Consider the following 12166-nt stretch of genomic DNA (forward strand, 5'->3'; position numbering starts at 1 on the left):
CGGCGACCGATGGTCGCGCCGCACACAGGCAGTCGTCGCCAGCGCAGCCCTTGTACTCGGAAGCCACCTGGGTCGGGCCGCGACAACACCAGAAGACTTTCGCCAGGCCGTGCGTACATCGCGTACGGAACCGGCGAGCCAGACATCATCAGCTCCCGTGCGGCGCCCGCGCCCCGGACGGCGGCACCGCGCGACGCGCGGGCCGTGACCGGACCGGAAAGAGGCGCGGCGCCCGGGAGCGTGACGGGAGAACCGCCCGCATGCACCAGCCGAACGAACCCGGCACCGCCGGTGACCACCACAACGAAGACCGCATGACCCCCAGCGACACGCTGCCGCCGCGCCGACGCCGGCGCGCCGCCTCGCGGCCCGCGGGGCCGCCGGTCGCCGCCGGTGGCGAGGAGGTCGTCGAGACCGCCTCCGCCCCGGCTCCCGCCGCCGAGGCGGTGGAGCCCGCCGAGGAGACCCCCGCGCCGCGCACCCGCCGCCGGGCGACCCGCAAGGCCACCGCGCCAGCGGGAGCGCCGCAGGCCGACGAGGCCGTGGAGCACGCCGCCGAGGCGGTTGCCGAGGAGGAGGCGCCCACCGAGGAGGCGCCCACCGAGGAGGCGCCCGCGCCGCGCACCCGTCGCCGGGCCACGCGCAAGACCGCCGCGCCCGAGCCGGTCGCCGAGACCGTGCCCGGCGAAGGTGCGGACGAGGCTGCTGAGGCCGAGGAGGCGCCCGCGCCGCGCACCCGCCGCCGGGCGACCCGCAAGGCCACCGCGCCCGCAGGAGCGCCGCAGGCCGACGAGGCTGCCGAGGTCGCCGCTGAGGCGGTTGCCGAGGAGGAGGCGTCCGCGCCGCGCAAGCGCCGCCGTGCCACCCGCAAGACCGCCGCGCCCGAGCCGGTCGCCGAGACCGCGCCCGCTCAGGACACCGAAGAGACAGCCGAGACGGGCGAGAGCCTGCCCGTGGGCTCCGTGACCCAGACGGCCTCCCCCGAGGACGAGGTCGCCGCCGCCGAGAAGGCCGCGACCCGGGGCCGTAAGCGCCGGGGAGCCACCCCGCCCGAGTTCACCGCCCAGCAGACGGAGCCCACCGGGAAGCCGGCCCGTGCCGCGCGGCCCGCGGTCGCGCTCTTCCAGGCCCCCGTCTTCGCCGAGCCCATGTTCCAGACTCCGGAGACGGCCGCCGCCGCTGCCGCCGCCGCGGCGGACATCGAGGACGAGGAGCCCGTCGAGGACGAGACCGCCGTGGCCGAGGCCGAGGCGGCTCCCGAGCCCGAGCCGGCCGGCCGCCGTCGCCGTCGCCGCCGGGGCGAGCCCGCCGAGCAGCCCGCGGCCCCGGCCGCCGAGGAGAGCGAGCAGGCCGCGGAGGAGACCCCCGACGAGGGCGAGGAGCACGACGAGTCCGACGACCGTCCCTCGCGCCGCCGTCGCCGTGGCGGCCGCCGCCGTCGCCGCGGTGAGTCCGGCGACACCGACGAGATCTCGGAGGAGCAGCACCCCGAGGACACCGCGGCGGCCGCCCCCGACGAGTCGGCGGACGAGGGCGAGGAGCAGGAGGAGGACGAAGGAGCCGAGTCCGAGGCGCCCGCCGCCGGTTCCTCCAGCAGCCGCCGCCGTCGCCGCCGCCGTCGCCGCAGCGGTGAGTCCGGGGCCGACGACGAGTCGGACACGGGCGACCCGGAGCGCACGGTCGTGAAGGTCCGCGAGCCGCGGGCCGCGCGCACCAGGAGCGAGGAGACCTCGGACTTCCAGGACGCGGTGCAGTCCATCAAGGGCTCCACCCGGCTGGAGGCCAAGAAGCAGCGCCGCCGCGAGGGCCGTGAGCAGGGCCGCCGCCGTGTGCCGATCATCACCGAGGCCGAGTTCCTGGCCCGCCGCGAGGCCGTCGAGCGGGTGATGGTCGTCCGCCAGAGCGGCGAGCGCACCCAGATCGGCGTGCTGGAGGACAACGTCCTCGTCGAGCACTATGTCAACAAGGAGCAGTCGACGTCGTACGTCGGCAACGTCTACCTGGGCAAGGTGCAGAACGTCCTGCCGTCGATGGAGGCCGCGTTCGTCGACATCGGCAAGGGCCGCAACGCGGTCCTGTACGCCGGTGAGGTCAACTTCGAGGCGCTCGGCATGTCGGGCGGCCCCCGCCGTATCGAGGTCGCGCTCAAGTCCGGCCAGTCGGTGCTCGTCCAGGTCACCAAGGACCCGATCGGCCACAAGGGAGCGCGGCTGACCAGTCAGGTGTCCCTGCCCGGCCGCTATCTGGTGTACGTGCCCGAGGGCTCGATGACCGGCATCAGCCGCAAGCTGCCCGACACCGAGCGCGCCCGGCTGAAGACCATCCTCAAGAAGATCGTCCCCGAGGACGCGGGCGTCATCGTGCGCACCGCCGCCGAGGGCGCCAGCGAGGACGAGCTGCGCCGCGATGTCGAGCGGCTCCAGTCGCAGTGGGAGGACATCAGGAAGAAGGCGAAGAACGGCAACGCGCCGTCGCTGCTCTACGGCGAGCCGGACATGACCGTCCGGGTCGTCCGCGACATCTTCAACGAGGACTTCTCGAAGGTCATCGTCAGCGGTGACCAGGCGTGGGAGACCGTCCACGGCTATGTCGCGCACGTCGCGCCGGATCTGGTGGACCGTCTGCAGCGGTGGACGAGCGAGGTCGACGTCTTCGCGACCTACCGCATCGACGAGCAGCTGATGAAGGCGCTGGACCGCAAGGTCTGGCTGCCGTCCGGTGGTTCGCTGGTGATCGACAAGACCGAGGCCATGGTCGTGATCGACGTCAACACCGGCAAGTTCACCGGCCAGGGCGGCAATCTGGAGGAGACCGTCACCAGGAACAACCTGGAGGCGGCCGAGGAGATCGTGCGCCAGCTGCGGCTGCGCGACCTCGGCGGCATCGTCGTCGTCGACTTCATCGACATGGTGCTGGAGTCCAACCGCGATCTGGTGATGCGGCGCCTCCTGGAGTGCCTGGGACGCGACCGTACGAAGCACCAGGTCGCCGAGGTCACCTCGCTGGGCCTGGTCCAGATGACCCGTAAGCGGGTGGGCCAGGGGCTGCTGGAGTCCTTCTCCGAGACCTGTGTCCACTGCAACGGCCGCGGTGTGATCGTGCACATGGAGCAGCCGGCGTCGGTCGGCGGCGGTGGCGGCGGCAAGCGCGCGAAGAAGCGCGGCCGCGGCGGGGCCGAGCAGGTGCCCGAGCACGAGCACGAGGCCGCTCGCGAGACCGAGGCAGAGGTCGCCGCCGAGGTGGCCGAGCCCGCCGCGCTCGCCGAGCCCGCGTTCGTACCGGACGAGGAGCTGTACAGCAGCGCGGCCGAGGCGGAGGCCGCCGCCCAGCGCGGCCGTGGCCGTCGCCGGGCCACCCGCAGGGTGTCCGCGCCGAGCGGTTCGCCGAGGGCCGCGGAGACGAAGGCGGCCGAGGCGGAGATCGTGACCGAACCGGCTCCCGCCGCGCCGGTCGCGGAGGAGCCGGAGCCGGCCGAGGCCGTGACGGCTGCCGAGGCCGCTCCGGAGCCCGCCACCGCCGGCCGTACGCGCCGCCGGGCGACCCGCAAGGCGACAGCGCCCGCCGGCTCGCCGAAGGCGTCCGAGCCCGAGGTGGTCGTCGAGACCCGAGCCGAGGCACCGGCGCCCGAGCCGGAGGCCCCCCGGGCCGAGGCGGCACCGCAGGAGGAGACGGCGCCGGCCCCGCCGCGCGCCCGCCGCCGGGTGACCCGCAAGGTCACCGCCCCGGCCGGTTCGCCCACGGGTGCAGAGGAGGCCGCGGTCGTCGTGGTCGACACGCCCGAGCCCGAGGCCGCCCCGGAAGGCGCGGCCGAGGCGGCGGAGCCCGAGGCGGCCCCGGCCAAGAAGGCGGCCCGCAAGACCGCCAAGAAGGCCACCGCGAAGAAGGCCGCCACCAAGAAGACGGCGGCCAAGAAGAGCGCGGCGAAGAAGACCACCGCGAAGAAGGCCGCCAAGAAGACCACCGTGGCCGCCGAGCAGCAGGCGCCCCCTTCGGTGACGGCGGTCACGGAAATCTGATCCGTGGTCAAGCCGGAAGCCGAACATTCGATGAGTGATCGGTGAATGCACCGTGTCCCATCCCACAGAACAGGGATGGGACACGGTGTTTGTCGCCGAATTGATGCGGTGCTTCCCTTAACGGCCCCGAAAAGGGCTGGGAAATCCCTGATAATGTTACGGCGGTCGCTGCCGGGTGAGGATCCCGTCCCGGACACTACGGTGGGTGACCGGGCCCGGTTCGGAATCCGAACCGGTCCACGATCCTCGGTAGGGCGTCGGCTAGCGCCGGATGGGGTGTGTGCGGCCTCGTGAGACGCCCGCTCCTCCCCAGACCTCCTGCCACAGACAGCTCTTTGGTGTTCTAGGAGGACCTCCATGACGAGCAGCAACAAGCAGCCCATCCCCGCTGCCCGCCCGGTTATCGGTGAAGAGGAGATCGAGGCCGCGGTGCGTGTCCTGCGCAGTGGCCGGGTTGTGCAGGGCCCCGAAGTCGCGGCATTCGAGGAGGGCTTCTCGGAGCTGGTCGACGGGCGTCACTGTGTCGCTGTGAACTCGGGCACCTCCGCCCTGCACCTGCTGCTTCTGGCTCTCGGCATCGGCCCGGGCGACGAGGTAATCGTTCCTTCCTTCTCCTTCGCCGCGACCGCGAACGTGGTCCGGCTCGTCGGCGCCGACGCCGTCTTCGCCGACATCGAGGCGGACACCTACTGCCTGGACCCGGCCGCCGTCGAGGCCGCCATCACCCCGCGCACCGCGGCGATCATGCCGGTGCACCTGTACGGCCACCCGGCCGCGATGGACAAGATCATGGCCATCGCCGCCCGGCACAAGCTGGCAGTCGTCGAGGACGCCTGCCAGGCGCACGCGGCGGCGCTGAACGGCACCCCGGTCGGCGCGTTCGGCGCGGGCGGCACCTTCAGCTTCTACCCGACCAAGAACATGCACTCGCTCGAAGGCGGCATGATCTCCACCGGGGACGCCGAGATCGCCCGTACGCTGCGGCTGCTGCGCAACCAGGGCATGGAGCAGCGGTACGCCAACGAGATCATCGGCTGCAACATGCGGCTGACCGACGTGGCCGCCGCCGTGGGCCGCGTCCAGCTCGGGAAGCTGAACGGCTGGACCGAGCAGCGCATCGCCAACGCGGCGTACCTCACCGAGCACATCACCGCGCCGGGCGTGAGCACGCCGACCGTCGCCGAGGGCGCGCGCCACATCTACCACCAGTACACGATCCGGGTGCGCGGCGGGGAGGCCGCCCGTGACGCCACGATGGCGAAGCTCACCGAGGCGGGCGTCGGCAACGCGGTCTACTACCCCACCCCGATCCACCGGCTGAAGCCGTTCTGGGAGCCCGACCAGAAGGCCGGGCGCACCTGGGACCTGCCCGAGACCGAGCGGGCCGCCGCCGAGGTCGTCTCGCTGCCGGTGCACCCCTCGCTGTCCGCGGAAGACCTCGATCGCATCGCCGCCGCCGTGAACGACCTTGGAGAGAATCTGTGACCACCGCCCAGGCCCCCCAGGGAGCCCAGGGACTGAGGGCCGGCCTGATCGGCCTCGGCTCGATGGGCCGCCACCACGCGCGTGTACTCGCCGGCCTGGACGGCGTCCAGTTCACCGGTGTCGTCGACCCGATGGGCGACAAGAACGGCTGGGCGCAGGGCGTGCCCGTGCTGTCGGAGGTCGACGAGCTGATCGCCCACGGCATCGACTACGCCGTGGTCGCCTGCCCCACCGCCCTGCACGAGGAAGTCGGCCTGAAGCTGGCCGCGGCCGGTGTCGGCGCCCTCATCGAGAAGCCCGTCGCGGACACCGTGGAGGGCGCGCGCAGGCTCGTCCAGGAGTTCGAGTCGCGCGGGCTGGTGGCCGGGGTCGGCCACATCGAGCGCTGCAACCCGGCGCTGCGCTCCCTGCGCCAGCGGCTCGAAGCCGGTGAACTGGGAGACGTCTACCAGGTCGTGACCCGCCGTCAGGGCCCCTTCCCGCACCGCATCGCCGATGTCGGCGTGGTCAAGGACCTCGCCACCCACGACATCGACCTCACCGGGTGGGTGACCGGCCAGACGTACACCTCGATCTCCGCGCGCACGGTCTCCAAGTCGGGACGCCCGCACGAGGACATGGTCTCCGCGGTCGGCCAGCTGTCCGACGGCACGATGGTCAACCACCTGGTGAACTGGCTGTCCCCGCTCAAGGAGCGCTTCACCTCGGTCACCGGTGAGAAGGGCTGCTTCATCGCCGACACCCTCACCGCCGACCTCACCTTCTACTCGAACGCCGCGCAGGCCACCGAGTGGGAGGCGCTGCAGGCGTTCCGCGGTGTCGCCGAGGGCGACATGATCCGGTACGCCATCCCGAAGCGCGAGCCGCTGCTCGTCGAGCACGAGCTGTTCCGTGACGCGGTGCTCGGCAAGAGCGACGACATCTGCACCCTGCGCCAGGGTCTGCGTACGGTCGAGGTCGCGGCCGCCGTCCTGGAGTCCGCGTCGGTCGGCAGCACCGTCAGCCTCGTGGACCGGGAGCGTCAGGGACATGACGGCTGACGGGCGCGGCGCGCCCGTCGCACCCCACAACGTCGACACCCGAGTGAGGCAGGGAGCGGGGGATGGGCAGAACCTCTGACGTCCGGGTGCCGGACGTCAGTGTCGTCATCGCCGTCTACAACACGATGCCGTATCTCACGGACTGTCTGAACTCCCTGGTGAAACAGTCCATAGGTCTGGGCCGCCTGGAGATCGTGGCAGTGGACGACGGCTCGACCGACGACAGCGCACGTGAACTCGACCGCTTCGCGGCGAAGTACCCGAACTCGGTCAAGGTCGTCCACCAGGCCAACTCCGGAGGCCCCGCGGCCCCCAGCAACCGAGGTCTGGAGATCGCCTCGGGGCGCTATGTGTACTTCATGGGCTCCGACGACTACCTCGGCAAAGAGGCCCTGGAGCGCATGGTCGCGTACGGCGACAAGCACGGCTCGGACGTCGTCGTCGGCAAGATGGTCGGCACCAACGGCCGCTATGTGCACCAGGCGCTGTACAAGAAGAGCGACCCGGACGTCAGTCTCTACGACTCGGCGCTGCCCTTCACGCTGGCCAACACCAAACTGTTCCGGCGGGAGCCGGTCGAGGCGCACAAGCTGCGCTTCCCCGAGGACATGCCGGTCGGTTCCGACCAGCCGTTCACCATCGAGGCGCTGGTGAGGGCGGAGAAGATCTCCGTACTCGCCGACTACGTCTGCTACTACGCGGTCAAGCGTGGTGACGCCTCCAACATCACCTATCGCGCCAGCCATCTCGCGCGGCTGCGCTGCACGGCCGACATCATGCGGCACGCCGCCGCGCTGATCGAGGCCGGGCCCCGGCGGGACGCCGTCTTCAAGCGGCATTTCACCTGGGAGCTGGCCAAGCTGGTCCAGGACGACTTCCCGGCTCTGGAGCCCGAGACCCAGCGGGACGTCTGCGCCGGGATCGCCGCGCTCGCCGATCTGTACTTCACGGACGCGCTCCGGGACTCCATGGACGTCAAGCGGCGGGTCCGTATCGGTCTCGCCCAGCGGGGCGCGCTCGACGAGCTGGTGGACGCGATCAGCGGCGGTCCGGTGACCTTCCTCATCGAGGACGGTCGGGTGTACGCCCGGTATCCGGGCTTCCGCGACCGCCGGCTCGGCCTGCCCGACCGCCTCTTCGAGGTCATCGGCGACGAGGGCCTGCCCGCGCTGCTGGCCGAGGGTACCGGGCTGCTGGACGCGGCCTGGGAGCAGACCGGTGAGCGGGGCGGGAACATGGCCGTCTCGCTCACCGCCCGGGTCCCGGTCGTCGGCGATCCGGGTGCCCTCTCGCTGCGGCTGGCACCCGACGCGATGCCCAGGAGCGCCGACAAGCCCGGCGGCCGGAGGCTGCCGGAGGGCGCCGCGCTTCCCGCGTCCGGAGACGGGCCGACCCGCGAGATGAGCGACGACGGCGCCGGTACGGTACTGGGGGCGACGTTCCCGCTGCCGCCGCGGCGCGCCTCCCTGGGGGCCCGTGTCTATGTGGACATGGTGGGCGCTACCTATGAGATTCCCGTGAAGACGAAGGACCGGCCGCTGCCTCTGGCCAGGCGCTGGCGCGAGAGGATCCCGTACCGGGTCTCCGCCGCCGGTGACCGCAGGGGCAGGCTGGTGATCGGTACGGCTCCGCTCTGGGAGCCGTCGCCCGGCGTGGGCAAGCGACTGCGCCACGTGCTGTCCCGTGTGAAGAGGAAACTGACCCGATGAATATCTGTGTAGTCGCACTCGGCAAGATCGGCCTCCCGCTCGCCGTGCAGTTCGCCGCCAAGGGCCACAAGGTCATCGGCGCGGACGTCAACGAGAAGGTCGTCGAGCTGGTCAACGCCGGCACCGAGCCGTTCCCCGGCGAGCACGACCTCGACGTCAAGCTCAAGCAGACGGTCGACGCGGGCCTGCTGTCCGCGACCACCGACACCGCCGCCGCCGTCGCGCGGTCCGAGGCCGTCGTGGTCGTCGTCCCGCTGTTCGTGGACGCCGAGGGCACCCCCGACTTCGGCTGGATGGACTCGGCCACCCGGGCGATCGCCAAGGGCCTCAAGCCCGGCACCCTGGTCTCGTACGAGACGACCCTGCCGGTCGGCACCACCCGCAACCGCTGGGCGCCGATGCTGGAGGAGGGCTCCGGCCTGACCGCCGGCAAGGACTTCCACCTGGTCTTCTCCCCCGAGCGGGTGCTCACCGGCCGGGTCTTCGCCGATCTGCGCCGCTACCCGAAGCTCGTCGGCGGTATCGACGAGGCGTCCGCGAAGCACGGCGTCGAGTTCTACGAGCAGGTGCTGGACTTCGACGAGCGCGAGGACCTGGCGCAGCCGAACGGCGTGTGGGACCTGGGCACCGCCGAGGCGTCCGAGCTGGCGAAGCTCGCCGAGACCACCTACCGCGATGTCAACATCGGCCTGGCGAACCAGTTCGCGCGCTTCGCCGACAAGAACGGCATCGACGTCAAGAAGGTCATCGAGGCCTGCAACTCGCAGCCGTACAGCCACATCCACCAGCCCGGTATCGCCGTCGGCGGCCACTGCATCCCGATCTACCCGCGGATGTACCTGTGGAACGACCCGGAGGCGACCGTCGTGCGCTCGGCCCGTGAGGCCAACGCCGCCATGCCGGAGTACGCCGTCGATCTGCTGGCCGCCGCCTACGGCGAGCTGAAGGACGTGAACGTCCTGGTGCTGGGCGCCGCCTACCGCGGTGGCGTCAAGGAGACCGCGTTCTCGGGTGTCTTCGGGACCGTCGAGGCCCTGAAGGCGCGCGGCGCGGTGCCGTACGTCTCCGACCCGATGTACACGGCCGAGGAGCTGGCCGCGCACGGCCTCACCCCCCACCAGGGGGAGAAGGTCACCGCCGCGGTCCTCCAGGCCGACCACGCCGAGTACCGTGAGCTGGCCTCCTCCGACCTGCCGGACGTCACCGTGCTGGTCGACGGCCGCCGCACCACCGACCCGGCGCGCTGGAGCGGCGTCCGCCGCGTCGTCATCGGCGGCTGAGCGGACCGGACGGCCCGCACGGCCCGGACCCGCGGGAGGCGGTCACCCCCACCGGGGTGACCGCCTCTGCGGGTGTCCGGCCGCTGCTCCGGCCCCGTTCCGCGCGTTACGTCAGGAACTCGGCCAGCACCGAGGCCGTCTTCGTGCCGTCGTGGAACTCTCGGGCGAACGCGGCCGAGCGTATGCCCAGTTCCGCCGTGGCCGTACGGTCGTCGAGCAGGGACTCCAGCGTCGCGCGGAGGGTCTTCGGGGTGGCGTTCACGATGGGCAGCTCCGGGGCGTACCGCTCGCGGACGCTGTCCGTCAGATAGGCGACGACCGGTTTGCCCGCCGCCATGCCCTCGCAGGCGAAGGTGCCGTAACTGCCGATCGCGAACTGGTCGACGACGATGTCGCAGTCACGCACCATCTCCCGCATCCCGGCCCACTCGACCCCCTCGGCGAGCCGGAACTCGATGACCCGGCGCTCGTGCAGTTCATGCAGCACCGGCAGGACCCGGTCGGTGCCCTTGGTCCAGCGGGTGGAGGGGGCGTGCAGCACGACGGGCCTGGCGCGCTCCATGACGGGCCGGTCGCAGGCGAAGGCGTCCACGTTGACGACCAGGGGGGCCCAGGTCGCGGTGGGGAGGTCGTCCAGGAGATCGGGCGTGGTGACGAAGGCGGGCAGCCCGGTGCGTTCGACGAGGGAGCGGTTGCGTTCGGCGACCGCGGTCAGCCGCTCCGCGAGTCCCTCGGGCGCGTCGTGGAAGTGCGAGTTCGGGTGCCGCTCCCGGTGCCGGCCGGGGTGGCGTACCTCGCTGCCGTGGGCGAGCAGCGCGACCTTGAGCCCCGGGCGCAGCAGGGCGGGCAGATCGCCTTCGATGTGATTGCCGTTGAAGCGGCCCAGCAACGGGTGGAACGCGTCGGCGAGGACATGGGTCGAGTGGGCGAAGACCCGCTCGATCTGCTCCAGCTGGACCGTGAGGCGGCCGAGCCGGGAGGAGTCGAGACGGACGTCCGCGGGGTACCTGAAGCCGCCGGCCGCGGCGGCCGCCGTGATCACCTGCGCCGAGACGTCGGGGCGGGAGCGGCAGATCGCGTGGGCGAAGGAGGAGAGCTGGCCCGCGTAGTTGGCGGGGCCGAGGGTGAGCCGGACGGGGGTGTCAGGGCTGAGGGGCGTCCAGATGGGGACGGGCCGCCGGGGTGCCTCCGGGGCGACGGCGATCGGTTCGAGGGCGGGGTGTCCGGCCAGCTCCGCGAAGCGGTCCAGCAGGGGGGCGACGTTCTCCTCCCAGGTCCGGGCGGACGGCCGTCCGGCGGCGATGCCCTCGACGACGGCCTTGGCGAGGTCGCGCGGCTGGTCGCCCGCGCGGATCAGACGCAGTCCGGCCAGTCCGTAGCGCGCGGCCAGCAGGTCGCGTTCCGGCAGGCCGGGCAGTCCCGGGTCGGGGCCCACGACCGCGATGTCGGCGGAGGCGAGATAGGCGGCCGCCTGTCCGGGTCCGTCCCCGGGCGGCGCCGGCAGATGCACCCGGTCCCTTAACCCGGCCTCGTCGGCGAGGCGCAGCAGTTCCTTCACCGGGGCGGCGCCGCGGTCGCCCAGAACGGCGAGATGGTGGTCGTTCAGTTCGGCGAGCGCGCCGACGACCGCGACGGGCGACGGTGCCAGCGGATGGTCGGCGGGCCACACCCACAGGGGTCCCGCGCCGTGCAGCCCGCACAGATCGCGTACGGCCGGCTGCGGATGCCCGCCCGTGGCCGCGGCGGAGGCCCAGGGCGCTTCCGGTACGACCAGGACACGGTCCGGCGGGACCACCCCTTCGGCGAGAGCGGGCAGCGCGGCGGTGACGGCGTCCGCCTTCCCGGCGAACTCCCGTACCAGCGCGTCCAGCACGTCCGCGTCCGGGGCGGCGGGATCCCGGTCGGCCCACACGGCCTCGTACGCCCAGCGGGTGGAGAGGCCGAGCGTCCTGAGCCGGGTGGCGCTGATGGAGGCGGTGGCCAGCAGGCCCGCGCCCACGACGAGGACGACGGCGGGCCGCAGCTTCTCCAGTACGGGGCCCAGGGCGACGTCCCGGTCGAGCAGGGCGGGCCAGCGGGTGGCCCAGTCGCCGCGGGCGGGCTTGCGGTCGCGCCGTTCCTCCCAGCGGAACACATCGCAGCGGACCCGGTGCGCGGTACGCCGCAGCCGCATCCACGCCTTGAGCGTCGTCCGGGCGGGGCCGGCGGTCTCCGCGGCCCGCGCGCTGGTGACCCGTACCCATGCCTGGTGTGCGGCGCGTGTCCGGTCGTACGCCTCCCGGTCGGGAAGTCCCAGCTGTGTCAGCCGCCGCAGCCGGTGCCCCGGCCCGGTGCGGGCCGCCCGGTCGCGCAGCGCCGTGCCGACGGGCACCCGGACGACGGAGACGGATCCGAGGGAGCCGCGCTCCGTCCGCGATCCGTCACCGGGGCAGAGCACGGTGACGTCCCAGCCCGCCCGTGCCGCGGCGAGCGCGGTGCGGCCTGTTCGGTCACCGGGAGCGATATCGCCGTCGGTCGTCAGGATGACCAGACGGGCAGGCGTTGCGGACGGGGGCATCGAGGCCTCTCCTGCCGGGGAGCGGTAGTGGTTGGGGACGGCCCGCAGGCTTCGACACCCTCCCGCGAACCCGCGCGGC

The 12166-nt window shown here is 72.6% G+C and carries 6 protein-coding genes; 5 read left to right on the forward strand and 1 reads right to left on the reverse strand.

Going from position 1 to position 12166, the window contains the following annotated elements; translation table 11 throughout:
- Positions 1–260: 260 nt before the first annotated feature.
- From ACFYT4_RS00310 to ACFYT4_RS00330, 5 genes are all read left to right on the forward strand, one after another.
- A complete protein-coding gene (locus tag ACFYT4_RS00310; RefSeq protein WP_389263707.1) occupies positions 261–4016 on the forward strand; it encodes a ribonuclease E/G in 3756 nt (1251 codons plus the stop codon).
- Positions 4017–4373: 357 nt separating this feature from the next.
- Positions 4374–5501, forward strand: a complete 1128-nt coding sequence (locus ACFYT4_RS00315; protein WP_389263709.1) for a DegT/DnrJ/EryC1/StrS family aminotransferase — start codon at positions 4374–4376, stop codon at positions 5499–5501.
- Positions 5498–6541 (forward strand): Gfo/Idh/MocA family protein, encoded by a 1044-nt coding sequence (locus tag ACFYT4_RS00320; RefSeq protein ID WP_389263711.1) that lies wholly within the window; start codon positions 5498–5500, stop codon positions 6539–6541. Before ACFYT4_RS00315 ends, ACFYT4_RS00320 begins: the two co-directional genes overlap by 4 nt.
- A gap of 62 nt (positions 6542–6603) precedes the next feature.
- The gene (locus tag ACFYT4_RS00325; RefSeq protein WP_389263713.1) at positions 6604–8250 is read left to right on the forward strand and encodes a glycosyltransferase family 2 protein; all 1647 of its coding nucleotides are present in this window, start codon (positions 6604–6606) and stop codon (positions 8248–8250) included.
- Positions 8247–9530: a nucleotide sugar dehydrogenase gene (locus ACFYT4_RS00330; RefSeq protein ID WP_389263715.1), complete on the forward strand. Its 1284-nt coding sequence runs from the start codon at positions 8247–8249 to the stop codon at positions 9528–9530. The genes ACFYT4_RS00325 and ACFYT4_RS00330 overlap by 4 nt, the downstream gene beginning before the upstream one ends.
- 106 nt (positions 9531–9636) lie before the next feature.
- Here the strand turns inward: ACFYT4_RS00330 and ACFYT4_RS00335 are convergent, their stop codons facing one another.
- A complete protein-coding gene (locus tag ACFYT4_RS00335) occupies positions 9637–12087 on the reverse strand; it encodes a glycosyl transferase family 1 (RefSeq protein ID WP_389263717.1) in 2451 nt (816 codons plus the stop codon).
- Positions 12088–12166: the final 79 nt, after the last annotated feature.

This window comes from Streptomyces sp. NPDC004609 (genome assembly GCF_042873655.1).
Lineage (GTDB): Bacteria > Actinomycetota > Actinomycetes > Streptomycetales > Streptomycetaceae > Streptomyces.

Excerpts from the sequence above, each read along its gene's own strand:
- ACFYT4_RS00310 (WP_389263707.1), top strand. The coding sequence starts at position 261 with ATGCACCAGCCGAACGAACCCGGCACCGCCGGTGACCACCACAACGAA.
- ACFYT4_RS00315 (WP_389263709.1), top strand. The coding sequence starts at position 4,374 with ATGACGAGCAGCAACAAGCAGCCCATCCCCGCTGCCCGCCCGGTTATC.
- ACFYT4_RS00325 (WP_389263713.1), top strand. The coding sequence starts at position 6,604 with ATGGGCAGAACCTCTGACGTCCGGGTGCCGGACGTCAGTGTCGTCATC.
- ACFYT4_RS00330 (WP_389263715.1), top strand. The coding sequence starts at position 8,247 with ATGAATATCTGTGTAGTCGCACTCGGCAAGATCGGCCTCCCGCTCGCC.
- ACFYT4_RS00335 (WP_389263717.1), bottom strand. The coding sequence starts at position 12,087 with ATGCCCCCGTCCGCAACGCCTGCCCGTCTGGTCATCCTGACGACCGAC.